The sequence below is a fragment of the Pseudomonas sp. RIT411 genome (genome assembly GCF_003057735.2).
Classification (GTDB): Bacteria; Pseudomonadota; Gammaproteobacteria; order Pseudomonadales; family Pseudomonadaceae; genus Chryseomonas; species Chryseomonas oryzihabitans.
This window is the reverse complement of the sequence record NZ_QBIZ02000007.1, coordinates 201,476-222,663: the sequence shown is the minus strand read 5'-3', so window position 1 is coordinate 222,663 and position 21,188 is coordinate 201,476. Positions and strand designations below refer to the sequence as shown.

General features: G+C 68.8%; 21 protein-coding genes. 18 read left to right on the top strand and 3 right to left on the bottom strand.

Annotated features, from left to right (window positions below; genetic code table 11):
* The first annotated feature begins 49 nt into the window (after positions 1-49).
* Positions 50-697 (top strand): alpha/beta family hydrolase, encoded by a 648-nt coding sequence (locus DBY63_RS13015; RefSeq protein WP_058792834.1) that lies wholly within the window; start codon positions 50-52, stop codon positions 695-697.
* Here the strand turns inward: DBY63_RS13015 and DBY63_RS13010 are convergent.
* Together DBY63_RS13010 and DBY63_RS13005 are read right to left on the bottom strand one after the other, a co-directional pair.
* Positions 694-2,262 (bottom strand): rhodanese-related sulfurtransferase, encoded by a 1,569-nt coding sequence (locus DBY63_RS13010; protein WP_108582006.1) that lies wholly within the window; start codon positions 2,260-2,262, stop codon positions 694-696. The two genes, DBY63_RS13015 and DBY63_RS13010, sit on opposite strands and share 4 nt — an antisense overlap.
* On the bottom strand, positions 2,259-2,861 hold the full coding sequence (locus DBY63_RS13005; RefSeq protein ID WP_108582007.1) for a cysteine dioxygenase: 603 nt from the start codon (positions 2,859-2,861) through the stop codon (positions 2,259-2,261). The genes DBY63_RS13010 and DBY63_RS13005 overlap by 4 nt, the downstream gene beginning before the upstream one ends.
* 251 nt (positions 2,862-3,112) lie before the next feature.
* On the opposite strand from DBY63_RS13005, the gene DBY63_RS13000 reads away from it, so the two are divergent.
* The 7 genes from DBY63_RS13000 to DBY63_RS12970 all read left to right on the top strand — a co-directional run bounded on the left by DBY63_RS13000 (position 3,113) and on the right by DBY63_RS12970 (position 9,751).
* Positions 3,113-3,892 carry a class II aldolase/adducin family protein gene (locus DBY63_RS13000; RefSeq protein WP_108582008.1) on the top strand — a complete coding sequence of 260 codons (780 nt, stop codon included), beginning with the start codon at positions 3,113-3,115 and terminating at the stop codon, positions 3,890-3,892.
* Positions 3,889-4,842: an ABC transporter substrate-binding protein gene (locus DBY63_RS12995; protein ID WP_108582009.1), complete on the top strand. Its 954-nt coding sequence runs from the start codon at positions 3,889-3,891 to the stop codon at positions 4,840-4,842. Before DBY63_RS13000 ends, DBY63_RS12995 begins: the two co-directional genes overlap by 4 nt.
* A gap of 5 nt (positions 4,843-4,847) precedes the next feature.
* Positions 4,848-5,813, top strand: coding sequence for an ABC transporter substrate-binding protein (locus DBY63_RS12990; protein WP_108582186.1), 966 nt, complete (start codon positions 4,848-4,850; stop codon positions 5,811-5,813).
* A gap of 266 nt (positions 5,814-6,079) precedes the next feature.
* Complete coding sequence (locus DBY63_RS12985; RefSeq protein ID WP_108582010.1) at positions 6,080-7,108, top strand: ABC transporter substrate-binding protein; 1,029 nt, start codon at positions 6,080-6,082, stop codon at positions 7,106-7,108.
* A 63-nt stretch (positions 7,109-7,171) separates the two neighbouring features.
* The gene (locus tag DBY63_RS12980) at positions 7,172-8,014 is read left to right on the top strand and encodes a MetQ/NlpA family ABC transporter substrate-binding protein (protein WP_027597733.1); all 843 of its coding nucleotides are present in this window, start codon (positions 7,172-7,174) and stop codon (positions 8,012-8,014) included.
* Complete coding sequence (locus tag DBY63_RS12975) at positions 8,011-9,105, top strand: ATP-binding cassette domain-containing protein (RefSeq protein WP_042137666.1); 1,095 nt, start codon at positions 8,011-8,013, stop codon at positions 9,103-9,105. The genes DBY63_RS12980 and DBY63_RS12975 overlap by 4 nt, the downstream gene beginning before the upstream one ends.
* Positions 9,098-9,751, top strand: coding sequence for a methionine ABC transporter permease (locus tag DBY63_RS12970; RefSeq protein ID WP_044342295.1), 654 nt, complete (start codon positions 9,098-9,100; stop codon positions 9,749-9,751). Before DBY63_RS12975 ends, DBY63_RS12970 begins: the two co-directional genes overlap by 8 nt.
* Before the next feature lie 172 nt (positions 9,752-9,923).
* Here the strand turns inward: DBY63_RS12970 and DBY63_RS12965 are convergent, their stop codons facing one another.
* The gene (locus DBY63_RS12965) at positions 9,924-10,937 is read right to left on the bottom strand and encodes a GntR family transcriptional regulator (RefSeq protein WP_108582011.1); all 1,014 of its coding nucleotides are present in this window, start codon (positions 10,935-10,937) and stop codon (positions 9,924-9,926) included.
* A 286-nt stretch (positions 10,938-11,223) separates the two neighbouring features.
* Here DBY63_RS12965 and DBY63_RS12960 point away from each other — a divergent pair, with 286 nt between their 5' ends.
* The 10 genes from DBY63_RS12960 (at position 11,224) to DBY63_RS12915 (ending at position 21,049) form a co-directional block, all read left to right on the top strand.
* Positions 11,224-12,579 carry an amidase gene (locus tag DBY63_RS12960; protein ID WP_108582012.1) on the top strand — a complete coding sequence of 452 codons (1,356 nt, stop codon included), beginning with the start codon at positions 11,224-11,226 and terminating at the stop codon, positions 12,577-12,579.
* Between the two features lie 73 nt (positions 12,580-12,652).
* Entirely contained in the window at positions 12,653-13,534 is an 882-nt protein-coding gene (locus DBY63_RS12955; protein WP_027601201.1) for a polysaccharide deacetylase, read from the top strand.
* Positions 13,535-13,559: 25 nt separating this feature from the next.
* On the top strand, positions 13,560-14,918 hold the full coding sequence (locus tag DBY63_RS12950) for an MFS transporter (RefSeq protein WP_027601200.1): 1,359 nt from the start codon (positions 13,560-13,562) through the stop codon (positions 14,916-14,918).
* 11 nt (positions 14,919-14,929) lie between these two features.
* Positions 14,930-15,700, top strand: coding sequence for an SDR family NAD(P)-dependent oxidoreductase (locus tag DBY63_RS12945; RefSeq protein ID WP_037006823.1), 771 nt, complete (start codon positions 14,930-14,932; stop codon positions 15,698-15,700).
* 10 nt (positions 15,701-15,710) lie between these two features.
* Positions 15,711-16,460: an SDR family NAD(P)-dependent oxidoreductase gene (locus tag DBY63_RS12940; protein ID WP_108582013.1), complete on the top strand. Its 750-nt coding sequence runs from the start codon at positions 15,711-15,713 to the stop codon at positions 16,458-16,460.
* Positions 16,461-16,469: 9 nt separating this feature from the next.
* A complete protein-coding gene (locus DBY63_RS12935; RefSeq protein ID WP_027601197.1) occupies positions 16,470-16,769 on the top strand; it encodes a hypothetical protein in 300 nt (99 codons plus the stop codon).
* Complete coding sequence (locus DBY63_RS12930) at positions 16,766-17,755, top strand: GTP-binding protein (protein WP_108582014.1); 990 nt, start codon at positions 16,766-16,768, stop codon at positions 17,753-17,755. Before DBY63_RS12935 ends, DBY63_RS12930 begins: the two co-directional genes overlap by 4 nt.
* Positions 17,752-18,936 carry a signal peptide prediction gene (locus DBY63_RS12925; RefSeq protein ID WP_074584498.1) on the top strand — a complete coding sequence of 395 codons (1,185 nt, stop codon included), beginning with the start codon at positions 17,752-17,754 and terminating at the stop codon, positions 18,934-18,936. The genes DBY63_RS12930 and DBY63_RS12925 overlap by 4 nt, the downstream gene beginning before the upstream one ends.
* A 226-nt stretch (positions 18,937-19,162) precedes the next feature.
* Positions 19,163-20,254 (top strand): dimethylsulfone monooxygenase SfnG, encoded by a 1,092-nt coding sequence (sfnG, locus tag DBY63_RS12920; protein ID WP_027597745.1) that lies wholly within the window; start codon positions 19,163-19,165, stop codon positions 20,252-20,254.
* A 3-nt stretch (positions 20,255-20,257) separates the two neighbouring features.
* Positions 20,258-21,049 (top strand): ABC transporter ATP-binding protein, encoded by a 792-nt coding sequence (locus DBY63_RS12915; RefSeq protein WP_108582015.1) that lies wholly within the window; start codon positions 20,258-20,260, stop codon positions 21,047-21,049.
* Positions 21,050-21,188 lie beyond the last annotated feature (139 nt).

Below are 21,188 nucleotides of genomic sequence, written 5' to 3'. Positions count from 1 at the left end.
GATCAATGGATAGCCGGTTAAGCTTTGGCGTTTGGACGAGGAGTAGCCCATGGCAGACGAGTTGTACCTCGACAGCTTTCGCGAATGCCGACCCGCGGGTCCGCCGCTGGCGACCCTGTTGCTGGCCCATGGGGCGGGGGCGGGGATGGACAGCCCCTTCATGGAGCAGCTGGCCGAGGCACTGGCGCGGCGTGACATCCGCACCCTGAGATTCGACTTTCCCTACATGGCGCGGGCCCGCGCCGAAGGCCGGCGCCGCCCGCCGAATCCGGCGCCGGTCCTGCTGGAGCACTGGCGGGCCATGGTCGCCACCTGGCGCGCGGCAGAAAGCGGTCCGTTGTGGCTGGCGGGCAAGTCCATGGGCGGGCGGATGGCCAGTCTGCTGGCCGACGAACTGGGCGCGACGGGCCTCGTCTGCCTGGGCTATCCCTTCCATCCGGCCGGCAAGCCCGAGCGGCTGCGCACCGAGCACCTGGCGACCCTGGCCACGCCGACGCTGATCGTCCAGGGCGAGCGGGATGCCCTGGGCACCCGTACGGAGGTGGCCGGCTATGCCCTGGCGCCCACGCTCGAAGTGCAGTGGATCGCCACCGCCGACCACGATCTCAAGCCGCTCAAGAGCAGCGGCCTGAGCCAGACCCAGGCACTGGTGGAAACGGCGGCCTGGGTGGCGGCCTTCGTGCGGAGCAGCGGCTAGATCACCCGGAAGCCACTGGTGCCATCGCGCCGCAACTGCTCGACCAGGCCGAATTCCCAGTCCAGGTAGGCCTGCATGGCCGCGCGCGGGGCATCGGTGCCTTCATAGGGGCGCCGGTAGCGATCGCGCCGGGTCGACAGCAGCCGTGTTTCGCCGCCTTCCACCGGCAGACCCGCAGCCAGCCAGGCCGCGGTACCGCCCTCCAGCAGCAAGACCGGCCGGTCGGTAATGGCCTGGACATCGACGGCGGCGAAGGCGGCCAGTTGGCCACTGCCGCAGGTGAAGACATAGCGCTCGGCCGGCGGCAGCGCTGCCGGCAGATCGGCGCGCAGCACCCAGGCGGCGCCCGGGATGTGCCTCTGGACATAGTTGGCGCTGGCGGTGACATCCACCACCAGGGTGCCGGGCTCCGCCAGCAATTCCTGCAGGCGCGTCACCGAGATGCGCTCCACCGGCCCGGGGACGGGAGCGGGCGGCTGCCAGGGACCGGTGGCGCTCAGGGCGCCGGCCGGGATGGCGTCGACCACCGCCACCTCCCAGCCCATCTGCGCCAGCCAGGAGGCGCTCATGTTGGCGCGCACGCCGTCGTCGTCCACCAGGGCCAGGCGGGCACCGCGTACCGGGGCGCTGTGATCGGTCTCCTGGACCAGCTGGCCACCCGGCGTCGAGCGGGCGCCAGGGAGGTGGCCGGCGGCGAATTCCTCGGGGGTGCGCACATCGATCAGATAGTTCGTCCGCCGCGCCTCGGTGCACCAGGCGTTCAGTTCGCTGAAGGCCAGCCGGGCGACACCGGCGCGATCGGCGACCTGACGCGCGCGGGTCGCGGCGGTCGCTTGGGTCGCCGGACTCACCGCACCGAAGCGGCGTTGCTGGCCGTGCTCCAGGGTCTGGCCGGCCAGCGTCCAGCCGATGGTGCCGTTGCGCAGGGCGGCCACCGGATTGGGAATGCCGGCGTTGATCAGCGACTGGGCGCCGATCAGGCTGCGGGTCCGGCCGGCGCAGTTGACGATGACCCGGGTCCGCGGATCGGGTGCCAGCTCGGCGACCCGCAGCACCAGTTCGGCGCCCGGCACGCTGACGCCACCGGGAATGCTCATGGTCTGGTATTCCTCGAAGCGGCGGGCATCGAGGATCACCAGGTCGGCGTCCTGATCCAGCAGCGCCTTGACCTCCTCGGCGGGCAGCGAGGGGGTATGGCGGCGCGCTTCCACCAGTTCGCCAAAGGCCTTGCTCGGCACGTTGACGTCGATGAAGAGTTCGCCGCCGCTGGCGCGCCAGCCCGCCAGGCCGCTCTCGAGCAGGGCCACGTCGGTGTAGCCCAGGGCGTGCAGGCGTTCGGCCGCGCGTTCCGCCAGACCTTCGCCATTGTCATAGAGGGTGATGGCCACATCGCGCCGCGGCAGCCGCGACCAGGCCTCCAGTTCCAGGCGCGATAGCGGCAGATTGGCGGCCCACAGCGGGTGGCCGGCAGCGAAGGGGTCTTCTTCGCGGACGTCGAGCAGGGCGACTTCGGTGCCGGCGAGGAGGGCCTGGCGGATGTCCTCGGCGGTGCGGATGGCGGTCATGGTGTGGCGGTCTCCTGGGACAGGTCCCACAGGTTGGGCAGCTGGCGATTGGTGTAGCCGGAGATGAAGGGCTTTTCCTGGCCATCTGCGGCATAGACGGCGCGGCGCACGGCGCCGATGTTGTCGCCATAGACGTGGATGCTGATGGAGGTGCGGTCGGCATAGGCGTTGCTGACCTGGTGGATGTCGCCCACCCGCGGCGAGACCGCTTCCACCTGGCCCGGCTCCAGACGCACGGGAGCGCCTTCCGGCAGCAGGCGGCCGGCGGGATCGCGGGCGAAGCCCTGAGCGGTCTCGGCGCCGCGCAGCATGCCGATCAGGCCCCAGGTGCGGTGGTCATGCACCGGCGTGGCCTGGCCCGGCCCCCAGACGAAGCTCACCACCGAGAAGCGCTGACGGGCATCGGCATAGAGCAGGTACTGGCTATAGCGCTCGGGGCGGGGCAGGGCGCAGTCCTCGGGCAGCCAGTCGTCATGGCGGACCAGTTCGCCGAGCAGGGCGGCGCCGCGCTGCAGCAGCTGCGGCTCGGCAGGGTGTTCGTCGACCAGGGTGGCGAGGTCATGCAGGAACAGGCGCAGGCGGTCGAGCCTAAGCGTCATGGAGGGCTCCACAAGTAAGCCGGGTGGGCGATGACGGCCATTAAAGCAAGGCCGGCGCCCAGCACCTTAGATCGATTGGTTCTGTGCTGAAAACCATAATTCACATAATTTGCAATTTAGGTTATCCATTATGTGCATATTAGGTTATGCGCAATCGATATTTCCGTCTCGGCGAGTCGCAACGTTAGGTTCTAAGCAGACCAGGGCAACGCCCGTCGCCCTGGCGCCTCTTCTGCTTCCGGAGCCGCCGCATGACCGCCTTCCACAACGCCCTCGCCAGCGTCCGCGCCCAGGTGTCCGCCGCCGAATGGGAGGCGCGGGTCAAACTCGCCGCCGCCTATCGCATGGCCGCCCGCGAACGCTGGACCGACCATATCTACACCCACTTCTCGCTGCGGGTGCCGGGCCCGGAGGCGCACTTCCTGATCAATCCCTTCGGCCAGACCTTCGACGAGATCACCGCCTCTTCGCTGGTGAAGGTGGACATTGATGGCGAGATCGTCCTCGACCCCACCGGACTGGGCATCAACCCGGCCGGCTACGTGATCCACAGCGCCATCCACCGTGCCCAGCCGGAACTCCATGCGGTGCTGCACACCCACACCGCCGCCGGCATTGGCGTCTCCGCCCAGCGCGATGGATTGCTGATGATTTCCCAGCACGCCATGAGGTTCTTCGGCCGCCTGGCCTATCACGGCTACGAGGGCGTGGCCCTGGATCTGGACGAGCAGAGTCGGCTGGTGGCCGACCTCGGGGCGCACCCGGCGATGATCCTCTGCAACCATGGCCTGCTCACCGTGGGCGCGAGTCTGGAGGAGGCCTTCTGGCACCTCTATTACCTGGAGCGCTCCTGCGCCGCGCAACTGGCGGCCCAGAGCGGTGGCGCCGAGCTGGTTATCGCTGCGGACGCCGTCGCGCAGAAGGTCAGCGACCTCATCCCCGGCAATCTGGCGCGCGGCGCCCATGTCCGTCACTGGGAGGCGGCGGTACGTCAACTGGAGCGTCACGAAGGCCGGGAGTACGCGCAATGAAGCGACTGCTCGCCACGCTGGGCCTGGCCCTGCTGCTTGGGCAGGCCCAGGCGGCGCCGGATCTCTCCGACGTGACCCTGGTGCTGGGCGACCAGGCCCGCGGTCTGCGCGCCATGATGGAAGCCGCCGGCACCCTCGAAGGCGCGCCCTACAACTATCGCTGGGCCAACTTCCAGGGCGCCGCGCCACTGTTCGAGGCGCAGCGCGTCGGCGCGGTGGATACCTCCTATGCCGGTGACCTGCCGGTGCTGATGGCCGCGTCCGGCGGCGTGCCGCTCAAGCTCATCGCCACCAATGTCGGCTACCCCCAGGCCAACGGCCTGCTGGTGCAGAAGGATTCACCTATCCATTCGGTGAGGGATCTCAAGGGGCGCACCGTGGTGGTGTCCTCGGCCAAGGGCAGCATCTCCCAGCACCTGCTCTATGCCGCCCTGGAAGAGGCCGGGCTCAAGCGTGAGGACGTCACGGTCAAGTTCGTGCTGCCCACCGATGCCAGTGCCGCCTTCAATGCCGGGCAGATCGACGCCTGGGCGACCTTCGATCCCTATCTCGGCATCGCCGAGCAGCACGGCGCCCGGCTGCTGCGCGATGGCCAGGGGCTGACCACCGCCTTGGGCTTTCTCACCGCCACCCCGGCGTCGCTGGAGGACCCGGGCAAGCGCGCCGCCATCGCCGATTTCGCCGGGCGCCTGGCCCAGGCACGGGCCTGGGCGGTCGCCCATCCGCAGGACTATGCACGGGTCTATGCCGAGCTGACGCGGCTGCCGGAAGGCGCTGCGGTGGCCATTTCCACCCGCACCTCCCGTGGCCTGCGCCCGGTGCAGCCGGCGGACGTCGCCGCGGTGCAGCAGGTGGCCGATCTGTTCAGCGAGCTCCAGGTGCTGCCCAAACCTGTCGACGTCGCCGCCCTGGCCGATGCCTCCGTCTTTACCCAGGAAGCCAAACCATGACCCTCATCCGCCGTACCCTGCTGGCGCTACCGCTGCTGCTCGCCGCCACCGCGGCCCTGGCCGCCGAGCCCCTGACCCTGCGCATCGCCGACCAGAAGGGCAACATGCGCGCCCAGCTGGAGGCCGCCGACGGCCTGCGCGACCTGCCAGGTTATCGGATCCAGTGGGCGGAATTTCCCGCCGCCGCGCCCCTGGCCGAGGCGCTCAATGCCGGCGCGGTGGACGCCGGCATCATCGGCGATGGCCCGCTGCTGTTCGCCCTGGCCGCTGGCGCGCCGGTCAAGGCCATCGCCGTGGACAAGTCCGATCCCTATGGCACGGCGGTGATCGTGCCGCGCGACTCGCCGCTGCGTAGCGCGGCCGATCTCAAGGGCAAGCGCATCGCCACCGGGCGTGGCTCCATCGGCCATTACATCGCCCTCAAGGCGCTGGACTCGGTGGGCCTGACCGCCCAGGACGTGAGCTTTCGCTTCCTCGGCCCGGTGGATGCCAAGATGGCCCTGGCCAATGGCTCGGTGGACGCCTGGGCGACCTGGGAGCCCTACACCGCCCAGGCCGAGCAGGTCGACGGCGCCCGGGTGCTGGTCAGTGGTCGCGGGCTCTGGGCGGGCAACAGCTTCCTGGCGGCCACCGACACGGCCCTGGCCGATCCGGCCCGGCGCGCGGCGCTGCAGGACTACCTCGACCGCCTGGCCGCCGCCCAGCGCTGGGGCTATGCCCACCTCGATGGCTATGCCAGGACCCTGGCGCAGATCATCGGCTTTCCCGAGGCGGTGGCCCGGCTGCAATTCGAGCGCCGTCAGCTGCACTGGGAGCCCATCGACCCGCAGGTGGTGGCCGACCAGCAGGCGGCGGCGGATTTCTACCACCGCAGCGGCCTGATCCCGCAGCGCCTGGAGGCCCGGGCGACCTTCGCCGAGGGATTCCGGGTGAGCAAACCGGACGCGCCGCGGCAGGCGGCGCGGGAGTAGGGCGGGATGCAGGGTGGTGTTGGGCTTCGCTTCGCGCAGCGCCAACCTGCGGGCCGGGTGCCGGGTGCCGGGTAGTGGGAGCAGGCATCCATACGGGCTCAACGCCAACCTACGCATGTTGGGCGCTCCCTCTCCCTGTGGGAGAGGGTTGGGGTGAGGGAAAAGCGACACTGCCACTCGACCTATCCATATAACCCATCCTTATTTCAAAAACGCTGAACAGCTTGAGTAGGCTATAAGCCACTTCCAAGGATGAGCGCACCCCGATGCCCCCACGTCTTCCCTTCACCCGTCGTCCCCTGGCCCTGGGGCTCGCCGCCAGCCTGCTCACCGGACTGGTCGCCGCACCCCAGGCAGCCCAGGCCGAAGGCACCCTGCGCATTTCCGAACAATTCGGGGTGTCCTATGTGATCCTGCATGTGCTGCGTGACCAGCAACTGATCGAAAAGCACGGCAAGCAGGAGGGCGTCGACATCAAGGTCGACTGGATAAAGCTGTCCGGTGGCGCGGCCGTCAACGAGGCGGTGCTGTCGGGCGCGGTGGATGTCGGCTCCGCCGGGCTCGGGCCGCTGTTCACCCTCTGGGACCGCACCCATGGTCGGCAGAACGTCAAGGCCGTGGCCAGCCTGGGGGCCTTTCCCAACTACCTGGTCACCAACAATCCGCAGGTGAAGACCCTGGCCGACTTCACCGCCAAGGACCGCATCGCCGTGCCGGCGGTCAACGTCTCGGTGCAGTCGCGCTTCCTGCAGTACGCCGCCGCCCAGGCCTTTGGCGAGAAGAACTGGAATCGCCTGGATCCCCTGACCGTGGCGGTGCCGCATCCGGATGCCACCGCGGCGGTGATCTCCGGCGGTACCGAGATCAACAGCCACTTCGCCAATCCGCCGTTCCAGGAGCAGGAACTGGCCAGCGGTAAGGTGCACAAGGTGCTCAGTTCCTATGACGTGCTGGGTGGGGCCGTCTCGCCCAACCTGGTGTTCGTCACCGAGAAATTCCGCCGGGACAATCCCAAGACCTACAAGGCCTTCCGCGAGGCGCTGGTCGAGGCCGGACAGATCATCGAGAAGGACAAGGCCGCCGCCGCCCGTACCTATGTGAAGGTCGAGAATTCGCGCCTCGATCCGGCGCTGATCCAGCAGATCATCGAAAGCCCCGAGGTCAACTTCGACACGGCGCCGCAGAACACCCTGAAGCTGGCGGAATTCATGTACCGCATCGGGGCCATCCGCAACCAGCCCGGCAGCTGGCAGGACTATTTCTTCGTCGACACGCCCGACCAGAAGGGCAGCTGATCCCCTTTCCCTTACGGGTTCCACCGGACCACCGGACGAGCCCTCGACATCTCGAGGTCTCCCATGGCTATTCCTCCACTTTTCCAGCGCCTCGGGCTGCTCCTGGCGAGCACCACCCTGGCGCTGTCCGCCCAGGCCGCCGAGCCGCAGAAGATCCGCCTCGGCATCAACGACAGTCCGCAGAACGCCGCCCTGGAGCGCGCCGCCGAGGTGGCGCGGGAGCGGGGTGTGGAGGTGGAAATCGTCGCCTTCAGTGACTGGAACACGCCGAATCTGGCGCTCGCCCACGGCGACATCGACGTCAACTACTTCCAGCATCAACCCTTCCTGGAAAACGCCAATGCCCAGAACGGCTACGGCCTGGTGCCCATCGCCTATGGCGTGGAAAACAAGGTCGGTCTCTATTCCAAACGGGTGAAGAGCTTCGCCGAGGTGCCGGACGGCGCCACCGTTGCGGTGGCCGACGATCCGGTCAACCAGGGCCGCGGGCTGCACCTCTATGCCCGGGCCGGCCTGATCCAGCTCAAGCCCGGTACCGGGCCCAAGGCCAGCCTGCAGGACATCGTCGCCAATCCGCGCCACCTGAAATTCATCGAACTGCCCGGTCCGCAACTGGCGCGGGTGCTGGACGACGTGACCCTGGCGCAAAGCTATCCCTCGCACATCCTCGCCGCCGGCACCACGGATCCCAACAGCGCCCTGCTGTTCAGCGACGACGAGGCCAGCGGTCACCTCTATGCCCTGAGATTCGTGACCAAGCCGGACAAGGCCGATGACCCGGCGATCCGCACCTTCATCCAGGTGTTCCAGAACGATCCGCGGGTGCGCGAGGCCATCGCCCAGGCCTATGGCAATCCGCAGCTGTACAGCCTGGCCTGGCTGAACCGGCAGGAGGCCGCCCGATGAGCAATGCACTACTCAGAACCGCACCGGCGCCGCCGCCCGCCGAACCCCAGGCCGCTCCCGCGCGCGAGCATCTACGCCTGAGCGGCGTGCAAAAGATCTACACCGGCGGCGCGCTGCCGGTGACCGCCCTGGCGGACATCGACCTCAGCATCGCCCGTGGCGAGATCTTCGGCATCATCGGTCGCAGTGGCGCCGGCAAGTCCAGTCTGATTCGCACCCTCAATCGCCTGGAAGACGTCAGCGCCGGTCAGGTCCTGGTCGACGGCGTCGACATCGGCACCCTGAAGGGGGATCGCCTGGTGGCGCTGCGGCGGCGCATCGGCATGATCTTCCAGCACTTCAATCTGCTGGCCTCGCAGACGGTGCTGGAGAATCTGGCCTTGCCGCTGAAGGCCGCCGGCTTTCGCCGCGACGAGATCGAAGCCCGGGCGCGGGAACTGCTCGAGCTGGTCGGGTTGCAGGGCAAGGAACAGGTCTATCCCTCGCGGCTGTCCGGGGGCCAGAAGCAGCGGGTGGGCATCGCCCGCGCGCTGATGCTGAGGCCCGAGCTGCTGCTCTGCGACGAGGCCACCTCGGCGCTGGATCCGGAGACCACCCAGTCGATCCTGGCGCTGTTGCAGGACATCAATCGCCGCCTGGGACTGACCATCGTGCTCATCACCCACGAGATGGCGGTGATCCGCCAGATCTGCGACCGGGTGGTGGTGCTGGAACACGGCCGCATCGTCGAACAGGGCCCGGTGTGGCAGCTGTTCGGCGCGCCCCAGGCCGAAGCCACCCGGGCGCTGCTGGCACCCCTGGCGGCGCAGCTGCCGGCGGATCTGGCCAGGCGGCTCGGTGCCACCCGGCAACCGGGTGCCCGCGCGGTGCTGGAACTCAGCTACGACGGCCAGGGCGTGGAGCCCGACTTCCAGGCGCTGGGCCAGGCCCTCGGCGCACCGGTCGAACTGCTACATGGCGGTATCGACCGTATCCAGGGCCACGCCCTGGGCCGCCTGCTGGTGGCGACCGCGGCACCGGAGCGGCGGCTGGCAGGCTTCCTGACCCAGACCGGGTTGTTCGCCCGGGCGGAGGTGCTGGGCTATGTCTGACTTCATGCTCAAGGCGCTGTGGAAGGCCTTTCTCGATACCCTGACCATGGTCAGCGTATCGGCGGCCATCGTCTGGTTCGCCGGCATCGCCCTGGCAGTGGTGCTGGTCACCACCGGGCGCGGCGCCATCTTTGCCGCGCCCACCCTCAACCGGGTGCTGGGCACCCTGATCAACGCCTTTCGCGCCACGCCCTTCATCATCCTGCTGGTGGCCCTGATCCCGCTGACGCGGCTGATCACCGGGACCACCATCGGCGTCTGGGCGGCGGTGGTACCCATCACCCTCAGCGCCACGCCGTTCTTTGCCCGGATCGCCGAGGTCAGCCTGCGCGAGGTCGGCGGTGGGGTGATAGAAGCGGCCCAGGCGCTGGGCTGCGAGCGGCGCCACATCGTCTTCAACGTGCTCCTGCCGGAGGCGCTACCCGGCATCATCGGCGGCTTCACCGTGACCCTGGTGGCCATGATCGGCGCCTCGGCCATGGCCGGTGCCATAGGCGCGGGCGGGCTCGGCGACCTGGCGATCCGCTATGGCTACCAGCGCTACGACACCCAGGTGATGGCCGTGGTGATCGCCATCCTGGTGGTGCTGGTGTGCGGCATCCAGTTCATCGGCGACCGCTACGTGCGGCACCTGCGGGCGCGCTAGTGTGGTGTTTCAGACGTTCGCGCAAGAGTTGGCGAGTGATTTTTGGCGGTTCGGCGTTCCGAGCTGGCTAGGCGCCGCGACGAGTCATAGCAGGGCTATGGCGAGGAGTGGAACGCCGCCGGGGCCTAAAAAGCGCCGCCAAAATTGTGCAGATAACGTCTGAAACACCACACTAGCTGAGGCGCTCCAGGTAGGCCGGCAATTCCGGGTCGGGCAATACCGAGAGCACCTTGAGCCGCTGCAGGGTGCGATCGCGGCCGCGCAGGAGGTGATTGCGCAACTGGCTGGCCGCCGAGTCCGGACTACCCACCAGCAGGGATTCCAGCACCAGGCGATGCTCCACCAGCACCGCCTCGTCCAGCGGCGTGCCGAGCGACTGGTGGAAGATGCGCGAGACGTTCAACGGACTCTGGCTGTGGGCGATCAGCTGGGCCAGCTTGCGATTGCGCAGGCCGGCCAGGCACCGCCCATGCAGATCCGCCTCGATGCGCTCCACCGCCGCCCAAGAGGTGGGGGCAGGATGGTCGGCCAGTTGCTCCAGCCGTTCCAGCATCGCCAGCAGCTCGCTACGCGCCAGACCCGGCGCGGTCTGTAACAGCGCGTCGGGTTCCAGCAGGGCGCGGATCTCGTAGTCGTCGCGGATGGCCTGGGCGGTGAGCGGACCGGCCAGCCACTGGCCATAGGGTTCCTTTTCCACCAGGCCGCGGTCGCGCAGGCGCATCAGGGCTTCGCGCACCACGGCGCGACTGACGCCCAGGTGGTCGGCCGCCCGTTGCTCGTCCAGCCGGAAATGGCCGAAGAGCAGGGCGTGGCTGACACAGGCGGCGATCTCGTCGCCGACGCGCTCGCCCAGGGAGCGCGTATCGATCAGGTCATCGCTGCTGTCCAGCCCGAGCAATTGGCGGGTCAGTGGCTGGCGCTGCGGCTCGCCCGCGGTGCCGCCCGGATCGATCAGATAGCCGCGCCCCTCGAAGCGGCGGATCAGGCCTTCCTCCTGCAACAGCGTCAGCGCCTGGCGCACCGGCACCCGGCTGGTGCCGAACAGTTGCGCCAGCGGCGCCTCGACCAGCACCAGCCCTGGCGCCGCGCGACCGGCCAGGATGGCTTCGCGCAGCGCACTGCGGATCATCGCGTAGCGCGCGGCGGTACGACTGTCATCGAGGGGGGCGGGGACTGCTGCCGACATCGGGGACCTTCCGGAAACGAGATGAGAATTGTGGCACAGGCCTACGGCCTTTCGCGCGTTACCGGCAGGGCCAGGTGCACGCACGGTAACGGGGCAGGCGTTACGGTTCTGCACAAAAATGGATCTATTTAATTTAAATACATTTTATAGGGTGATACCGGGAAAAGGCCCAGGCGACCGCTAGAGGTCAGCGTTTCGAGTCTGCGGCGTCCTGTTTTTTCAAGCTGGCACAAAGCCTGCTCTGTTAAACGTACCAAATTATAAAATGTACGTTTAAGGAGCGCCGATGGAACCCGCCCACGCCTTGTCCCTGGATGCCGTCGCGCTTGGCGAGGCCTATGCCGCCGGCACCCTCGATCCGGTCGCGGTCTTCGAGGCGGCACTGGCGCGCGCCCAGGCATCCTCGGCCGTATTCATCACCCTGACCGCCGAGCGCGGACGCGCCGAAGCCCTGGCGGCGCGCGAGCGCTGGCAGGCCGGGCAGCCGCGGTCGCCGCTGGATGGGGTGCCGCTGGCCTGGAAGGACCTCTTCGACCTGCAGGGCGAGGTCACCACCTGCGGCGCCGAACTGCGCCGCCTGGCGCCACCGGCCGCCACCGATGCCGTGCTGGTGCAGCGCCTGAGCCAGGCCGGCCTGGTCAGTCTGGGCAAGGTCAATCTCAGCGAATTCGCCTATTCCGGCGTCGGGTCGAATCCCCATGTCGGCACGCCCGCCAATCCCCGGGCGCAGGGCGAGGTGCGCATACCGGGGGGCTCTTCCTCGGGTTCGGCGGTGGCCGTCGCCGCCGACATCGTGCCCCTGGCGTTCGGTACCGACACCGCCGGTTCGGTGCGCCTGCCGGCCGCCCTCAATGGACTGGTGGGCTATCGGCCCAGCCTGGGGCGCTATCCGGCGACCGGGATCTTTCCACTGGCCGCGTCCTATGACGTACCGGGTCCGCTGGCGCGCAGCCTGCGCGATGTGCAGTGCCTGGATCGCCTGCTGGCGGGCGCGGCTGCCCGCCCGTTGCCGGCGCCAACGGAACTGCGGGTGGTGCTGGACCTCAGCGTGCTGGACGACGCCCGGGTGGAGCCGGCGGTGCGGGCCAATCTGCTGGCCGCTGCCGAGCGGCTGGCCCGCGGCGGAGTGAACGTGGAGCGCCGCGCCCGCACGGTCTTTGCCGAGGCCCTGGACGTTCTCGCCGCAGAAGGTTGGCCAGGGGCCCTGGAAGCCTTCGCCCTGCACCGCAAGGTGCTCGACGGTCCCGCGGCCGAACGCCTGGATCCGCGGGTGCGGCAGCGCCTGGAGCGAGCGCGGGCCTTGCCCGACGGTCACCTGGCGGTCCTGCATGAACGCCGCGACCGATTGCGGGCAGCCTTTGCCGCCGAATTCGCCGAGGCGCTGCTGCTGGTGCCGACGGTCGGCCGGGTGGCGCCGCCGCTGGCCCCTCTGGAAGCCGACGCCGACCTCTTCGCCGCCACCAATCTGGAGCTGCTGCGCCTGACCATGGCCGGCAGCCTGCTCGGCGCGCCGGGTGTCTCGCTACCCAGCGGTCGCGATGCCCAGGGCCTGCCCACCGGGCTGTTGCTGGTGGCCCCCGCCGCCGCGGACGAACGCCTGCTCGATGCCGCCACGGCCGTGGAAGCCCTGGTCAGCGCCTGAATTCAAGCGGCGGTGGCGGGGGCCCGGCTCCGCCATCGACCTGGCTTTCTTCCGGGTACTGGAGAGTGCAACGATGGCCAAAGAAATCTTCGTTTCCATCGGCGTCGACGTCGACGCGGTGGCGGGCTGGCTCGGTTCCTACGGCGGCGAGGATTCGCCCGATGACATCTCCCGCGGCCTGTTCGCTGGCGAGGTGGGGTCGCCCCGACTGCTCAAGCTGTTCGAGCGCTACGGCCTCAAGACCACCTGGTTCATTCCGGGCCATTCGGTGGAGACCTTTCCCGAGCAGATGCAGGCGGTGGCCGCGGCAGGCCACGAGATCGGTATCCATGGCTACAGCCACGAGAATCCCATCGCCATGACCCCCGAGCAGGAGGAGGCGGTGCTGGATCGGTCCATCGAGCTGATCACCGCCCTGGCCGGCAAGCGGCCCACCGGCTATGTCGCGCCCTGGTGGGAATTCAGCCGGGTGACCAACGAGCTGCTGCTGAAGAAGGGCATCAAGTACGACCACAGCCTGATGCACAACGACTTCTCTCCCTACTACGTGAGGGTCGGCGACAACTGGACCAAGATCGACTACAGCCAGCAGCCCGAGAGCTGGATGAAGCCGCTGGTGCGCGGCCAGGAAACCGATCTGGTGGAGATTCCGGCCAACTGGTACCTCGACGACCTGCCGCCGATGATGTTCATCAAGAAGGCGCCCAACAGCCACGGCTTCGTCAATCCGCGCCATCTGGAAGAGATGTGGCGCGACCAGTTCGACTGGGTCTATCGCGAGCTGGACTACGCCGTCTTCCCCATCACCATCCACCCCGATGTCTCGGGGCGGCCGCAGGTGCTGCTGATGCTCGAACGCCTGATCGAGCATATCCAGGGTCACGCCGGGGTGCGCTTCGCCACCATGGACGAGATCGCCGACGACTTCCTGCGGCGCCAGCCGCGCCAGCGCTAAGCGCCCAGCCCACAGGTACAGGATCATGACCCTCCCTGCCGCCTCTTCGCTCCACCCGGAAACCCCCACGGCTGCCTGGAAACCGCAGCCGCTGTCTTCCGCTGATGTCCGCTACGCCACCTGGATCGCCTTCTTCGCCTGGGTGTTCGCCGTCTACGACTTCATCCTGTTCGGCACCCTGCTGCCGGTGATGGGTGGGCACTTCAACTGGAGCGAAGCCGAGCAGGCCGAACTCGCCACCTGGGTAGCCCTGGGCGGGGCCATCATCGCCTTCGCCATCGGCCCGCTGGTGGACCGGATCGGTCGCCGCGGCGGCATCATCGTCACCATCGGCGGCACCGCCCTGTGCTCGGCACTGACCGCGCTGTGCGCCGGCATGGGCAAGGTGCCGCTGGTGCTGGTGCGTTCGGTGGCCGGCCTGGGCTATGCGGAGGAGGGGGTCAACGCCACCTACCTGACCGAGGTCTATGCCGCCTCGGACGATCCGCGGCTGATCCGCCGCCGCGGCTTCATCTACAGCCTGGTGCAGAGTGGCTGGCCGATCGGCGCGCTGATCGCCGCGGGCCTCACCGCCTTGCTGCTGCCACATATCGGCTGGCAGGGCTGCTTCGTGTTCGCCGCCGTGCCGGCCTTCGTCATCGCCGTGCTGGCGCGCAAGCTCAAGGAAAGCCCGCAATTCCAGGTGCATGCCCGGATCCAGCGCCTGCGCCGCGAAGGCCAGGAGCAGGACGCCCGCAGCCTGGCGCGGGAATACGGCGTGGACTACGAAGAGCACGCCAAGGCCGGCGTGGCCATGGCCTTCAAGGGCCAGGCCCTGCGACCGACCCTGGTGCTGAGCCTGGCCATCCTGCTCAACTGGTCGGCGATCCAGGTGTTCAGCGTGCTGGGGACCTCGGTGATCGTCAGCGTGCACAAGCTCAGCTTCGAGAATTCGCTGTGGATCCTGGTGCTGTCCAACGCCGTCGGCTTCATCGGCTACCTGTTCCATGGCTGGCTGGGCGATCGCATCGGTCGGCGCAACACCGTGGCCCTCGGCTGGATGTGTGGCGGCCTGGCCTTCTTCGCCATGCTGCAGGCGCCCAGCCAGCTGGTACCGGTGGTGGCGCTCTACAGCCTGGGACTGTTCTTTCTCACCGGACCCTATTCGGCCATGTTGTTCTTCATGGGCGAAAGCTTCCCCACCAGCATCCGCGCCACCGGTGGCGCCATCGTCCACGCCATGGGGCCGCTCGGCGCCATCCTCGCCGGCCTCGGCATCACCAGCGTGCTCGGCAGCGGTGGCCAGTGGCACAGCGCCGCGCTCTGGTTCGGGGCGCTGCCGTGCTTTCTCTCCGGCCTGGTGATGTGGGCCGCGCGCCACGTCGAACCCACCAGTCTCAAATAACAGGAGCCTCCATGACAGCTCATACCTCTCCCGTCGCCCTGATCACCGGTGCCGCCAGCGGCATCGGCCAGGCCCTGGCCGTGGCCTATGCCCAGCGGGGCGTGCGGGTGGTCGGTGGCTACTATCCCGGCGATCCCCATGACCCGGAAGAGACTCGCCAGAAGGTGATTTCAGCGGGGGGCGACTGCCTGCTCGAACCCCTGGACGTCCGCGACAGCGCCTCGGTGGACGCCCTGGCCGATGCCGCCCTGGCGCACTTCGGCCGCCTCGACTACGCCGTGGCCAATGCCGGTCTCCTGCGCGCCGCGCCGCTGCTGGAAATGAGCGACGCGCGCTGGCAGGAGATGCTCGACGTCGACCTCACCGGGGTCATGCGCACCTTTCGCGCCGCCGCGCGGCACCTGGGGGAGGGCGGGGCCCTGGTGGCCATCTCCTCCATCGCCGGTGGCGTCTACGGCTGGCAGGACCATGCCCACTACGCCGCGGCCAAGGCCGGGGTGCCCGGGCTGTGCCGCTCGCTGGCCGTCGAACTGGCGCCGCGGGGCATCCGCTGCAACGCGGTGATCCCCGGGTTGATCGAGACGCCCCAGTCGCTGGACGCCAAGAACTCCCTGGGGCCGGAGGGCCTGGCCAAGGCCGCCCGCAGCATTCCCCTGGGGCGGGTCGGCAAACCCGAGGAGGTGGCGGCGCTGGTGCGTTTCCTGACCAGCCCCGAAGCCAGCTACATCACCGGCCAGAGTCTGATCGTCGATGGCGGTCTCACCGTCCGCTGGCCCGATTGAGGAGCAGAACATGTTCGAGCTGACAGACCGCCGCGCCCTGGTGACCGGCGCGGCCAGCGGCATCGGCGCCGCCGTCGCCCGCAGCTATGCCGCTGCGGGGGCGCGCCTGGTGCTGGCCGACCGCGACAGCGAGCGCCTGGCGCAGGTGGCCGCGGAATGCCGCGCCCTGGGGGCCGTGGTGACCGAGACCGTCGCCGACGTCGGCGAGTCGGAGGGTGCCTGGGCCGGAGTGGACGCCTGCGTGGCGGCCCATGGCGGCATCGACATCCTGGTCAACAATGCCGGGATGCTGACCCAGGCGCCCTGCGTCGACCTGACCCTGGCGCAGTGGAACGACATGCTGCGCGTCGACCTTACCAGTGTCTTTCTCGCCAGCCAGCGCGCCCTGCCGTTCATGCAGGCGCAGCGCTGGGGACGCATCATCAACGTCGCTTCCCAGCTCGGCATCAAGGGCGGCGCCGAACTCTGCCACTATGCCGCGGCCAAGGCCGGGGTGATCGGCTTCACCAAGTCGCTGGCGCTGGAGGTGGGCCGCGATAACGTGCTGGTCAACGCCATCGCCCCCGGACCCATCGAGACCCCGCTCGTGGACGGCATCAGCGCCGACTGGAAGGCGGCCAAGGCCCGCGAATTGCCGCTGGGCCGCTTCGGCCGGGCGGAGGAGGTGGCGCCGGTGGCGCTGCTGCTGGCCAGCGATCCGGGGGGCAACCTCTTCGTCGGCCAGACCCTGGGCCCCAATTCCGGCGACGTCATGCCCTAGGAGGTAGCCATGTGCGGACTGTGCGGCCTGCTCGGGCCGGATCTCCACTGGAGCGATCCGCTGGGCGACGACCTGCCCCGGCGGCGCGAGCGCCTGCGCCGGGTCGCTGCCATCAACCGGGTGGTGGCGCCGTTCCGGCTGACGGTGAGCGACGTCCAGGGCGCCTCCTACCTGATCCAGGGACCGACCGGGCGCCAGGCCCTGGCCGAAGGGCTGGACGACCTCTGGCGCCAGGCCGAAGCGGTGCTGGGGCGACCGCTCGATCCCCTGGATCTGCGGGTGCTGGCGCCGCTGGAGGGAGTGTCTTGAGCCTCGCCGTCAATGTCATCACCGGTTTTCTCGGCAGCGGCAAGACCACCCTGCTGCGCCGCTTGCTGGCCCAGGAGGCCCTGGGCGAGACGGCGCTGCTGATCAATGAATTCGGCGAGGTCGGCATCGACCACCTGCTGGTGGAAGAGGTGGCCCCGGACACCGTGCTGCTGCCCAGCGGCTGCGTCTGCTGCTCGGTGCGCGGCGATCTCAAGGCGGCGCTGCTGACCCTGCACGGGCGGCGCAGTCGCGGCGAGATCCCGGCCTTTCGCCGGGTATTGCTGGAGACCACCGGCCTGGCCGATCCGGGGCCGATCCTGGCCACCCTCAATCTCGATCCCCAGTTGCGCGGACGCTTCCACCTGGGCTTGCTGGTGACCGTGGTGGACGCCGAGCACGCCGCCTTGCAGGAAGGGCTGCACCCGGAGTGGCTCAACCAGGTCACCGCAGCCGACCGGCTGTTGCTGAGCAAGGCCGACCGGGTCGCGCCTGCCGTGCTGGAGCGGCTGGATCGGCATCTGGCCCAGCTCAATCCCACCGCCACCCGGGCCCTGGCGGCGGCGGTGGCCAGCGGCGATGACCTGTTGCTGGGCGAGGGCCTGCGCGCCGCCGGTCCGGCGGCCGAGGTCGGCCGCTGGCGCCTGTTCGCCGCCGTCGCCGAAGGTCGCCACGGCAGCGCCGAGGTCTGCTGCCTGGAGTTCGACCGTCCGCTGGACTGGATGGCCTTCGGGGTGTGGCTGTCGATGCTGCTAAGATGCCACGGGCAACGCATCCTGCGAGTCAAGGGCATCCTCGACGTGATCGACGCCAGCCAACCCATCGTCATCCACGGCGTGCAGCACAGCCTGCATCCGCCGGTGCACCTGCCGGCCTGGCCGGCGGGCGAACGCCGCTCGCGGCTGGTGTTCATCGTCCGCGAGCTGGACACCGCGCTGCTCAGACGCTCCTTCGCCGCCTTCATGGGCGGCCTGGGACGGGCCGCATGAGCACGCCGCTGACCCTGCGGGTGCTGGGCACCTCGGTGACCCTGCTCGAACCCATCCGCCAGCGGGCGGAGGCGGAACTGGGCATCCGCCTGGTCTACCAGATCCACGACGTCCAGACCGCCCAGCGCATCGCGGTGCTGGAGCCGGGCAGCTACGACCTCTATGACCAGTGGTTCCACAACGTCGACTTCGTCTGGCCGGCGCGGGCGATCCAGCCCATCGACATCCGCCGCATCGCGCTCTGGGAAGAGATCAACGATCTGCCCAAGCGCGGCCGGCTGCATGCCACGGATCGCCTGGCGCCCGGCTGTCGGCCGTGCGACCGCCTCTATGTGCAGCACGACGGCAGCCTCGGCGGCCAGCCCAGCGAGCGCATCAGCATGCTGCCGCTGACCCACAACGCCGACAGCTTCGCCTATCGCCCGGAAAGCCTGCCTGCCGCCCTGGCGGGTCAGCAGGAGAGCTGGGCCTGGCTGATCGACGAAGGCTGGTGCGGCCACAGCGCCCTGCAGAGCGACGCCGCCATCGGCGCGCTGGACGCCGCCCTGGCGATCCAGGCCGCCGGCCTCGCCCGGTTCGACGACATCGGCAACCTGCGCCTGGAGGAGATCGACCGCCTGGCCGAGTTGCTGGTGGAGCGCCAGCGCCATCGGCACTTCGCGGCGTTCTGGTCCGACGACCGCAGCGCCGGCGAGCTGACCCTGGCCGCCGGGGTGGACATCCAGAGTCTCTGGTCGCCCATGCTCATGGCCCTGCACCGGGCGGGGGTGGATTACCGGGTGGCGGTCCCGCGCGAGGGCTATCGCGCCTGGTTCGGCGGTCTGTCGCTGTCGCGCTGCGCGGAAGGCCGGGTGCGCGACGCCGCCTATGCCTACCTCAACTGGTGGCTGGCCGGCTGGCCCGGCGCGGTGATGGCGCGCCAGGGCTTCTATATCGCCAATCCGGTGCGTGCGCGGGATCACCTCAGCGCCGCCGAGTGGGATTTCTGGTACGGCGGCCTGCCGGCCCGGGAAGAACTCGCCGGCAGCGACGGCCTGCCGCTGATCGAGGTGGGCCAGCGGCGCGAAGGGGGTTCCTACGCCCAGCGCATGAGCCATATCGGGGTGTGGAATTCGGTGATGGACGAACACAACTACCTGGTGCGGCGCTGGAGCGAATTCCTGCGCACCACGGCGGCCTGAGCCGCCGGCTTCCGGGCGAGAAGGGCGTGCCAGACGCCTCGCTGCGCTGTTGCCCAGGGAACAGCGACTGGACAGCTGCCCTTGGCGCTACAACGGAAATCGTCTTACGTTTTCTCGCAACTCGTTGATTGAAAACGCTTTTTAGACTTGGTTCGGTTCTTGATTGAAGGCTCAGGGTCACTGTTTCGCTCGCCCTCGCGGCGAGCCCAACCCGGAGAGCCTTTGCATGTCGCAGAACCCCGTCAAATTCGCCTATTGGGTCCCCAACGTCAGCGGCGGCCTGGTGGTCAGCACCATCGAGCAGCGCACCCACTGGGGCATCGACTACAACCGCAAGCTGGCCCAGCTCGCCGAGCAGGCCGGCTTCGACTACGCCCTGACGCAGATCCGTTTCACCGCCGGCTACGGCGCCGAATACCAGCATGAATCGGTGGCCTTCAGCCATGCGCTGCTGGCCGCCACCGAGCGTCTCAAGGTGATCGCCGCCATCCTGCCCGGCCCCTGGAATCCGGCGCTGGCGGCCAAGCAGCTGGCGACCATCGACCAGCTTACCAACGGCCGGGTCGCCATCAACCTGGTGTCCGGCTGGTTCAAGGGCGAATTCCATGGCATCGGCGAGCCCTGGCTCGACCACGACGAGCGCTATCGGCGTTCCGAGGAGTTCATCCGCGCCCTCAAGGGCATCTGGACCCAGGACAACTTCAGCTTCGCCGGCGACTTCTATCGCTTCCGCAACTACACCCTGAAACCCAAGCCGCTGCAGCAGCCGCACCCGGAGATCTTCCAGGGCGGCAGCTCCCGGGCCGCGCGGGACATGGCGGCGCGGGTCTCGGACTGGTACTTCACCAACGGCAACACCCCCGAGGGCATCCGCGCCCAGGTCGAGGACCTGCGCGCCAAGGCCGCGGCGAACGGCCACGCGATCAAGGTCGGCGTCAACGCCTTCGTCATCGCCCGGGACACCGAGGCCGAGGCCCGCGCGGTGCTCGACGAGATCATCGCCAAGGCCAACCCGGAGGCGGTCCAGGCCTTCGGCCACGAGGCGCGCAATGCCGGCGCGGCCAGTCCGGAGGGCGAGGGCAACTGGGCCAAGTCCAGCTTCGAGGATCTGGTGCAGTACAACGACGGCTTCAAGACCAACCTGATCGGCACCCCCGAGCAGATCGCCGAGCGCATCGTCGCCCTCAAGGCGGTGGGCGTGGACCTGGTGCTGGCCGGTTTCCTGCACTTCCAGGAAGAGGTGGAGTATTTCGGCAAGCGGGTGCTGCCGCTGGTGCGCGACCTCGAAGCCCGGGCCGCGGCCCAGGCGGCGGCCTAGGCCATGGATGCGGCTCTGGCCAAGCCATCGCCGGTGCTGCTGGAGGTCAGCGACCTGGCGCTGGCCTTTGGCGGGGTCACGGCCTTCGCCGAGGTCGGCTTCCAGGTTCGCGAAGGCGAGATCTGCGCCCTGATCGGGCCCAATGGCGCCGGCAAGAGTTCCTTGCTCAACGTGATCAACGGCCTCTACCGACCGCAGCGGGGCAGGGTGCAATTGGCCGGCAGCAGCGCGGCGCTGCGCCGCCCGCAGACAGCGGCGCGGGCCGGGGTCGCGCGTACCTTTCAGAACCTGGCCTTGTTCAAAGGTATGAGCGTGCTGGACAACGTGCTCACCGGGCGCGGCCGCCATCGGCGCGCCTCCTGGCTGGAACAGACGCTGGGCCTGGGCCGCGCGCCGGCCGAAGAGCGGGTGCAGCGGGCGGTGGCCGAGTGGGCGCTGGACTTCCTGCACCTGGGTCCCTGGCGCGACGTCCCGGTGGGCAGCCTGCCCTATGGGCTGCAGAAGCGCGTGGAGCTGGCCCGGGCACTGGCGGCCGAGCCGCGGCTGCTGCTGCTGGACGAACCCATGGCCGGGATGAACGCCGCGGAGAAGCGCGAGCTGAGCGGCTACATCCGGGCCATCAACCGCGAGCGCGGAGTGACCGTGGTGCTGATCGAGCACGACATCCAGGTGGTGATGCAACTAGCGGATCATGTGGTGGTACTGGACTACGGTCGCCTCATCGCCGATGGCGCACCCGCCGCGGTGCGCAACGACCCGGCGGTGATCGCCGCCTATCTCGGGACCCGTCACTAGAAGTTGTTGACGATCTGCTGCGCGTCGGCCAACCGGCGTTGGAAAGACCTTCGGAATGCTCATTTACCACTCGTAAACTCCGCTTCCTCAGGCCTTTCCGCCTTGTTTGGCTCTAGCTCGCGAGATCGTAAACAGCTTC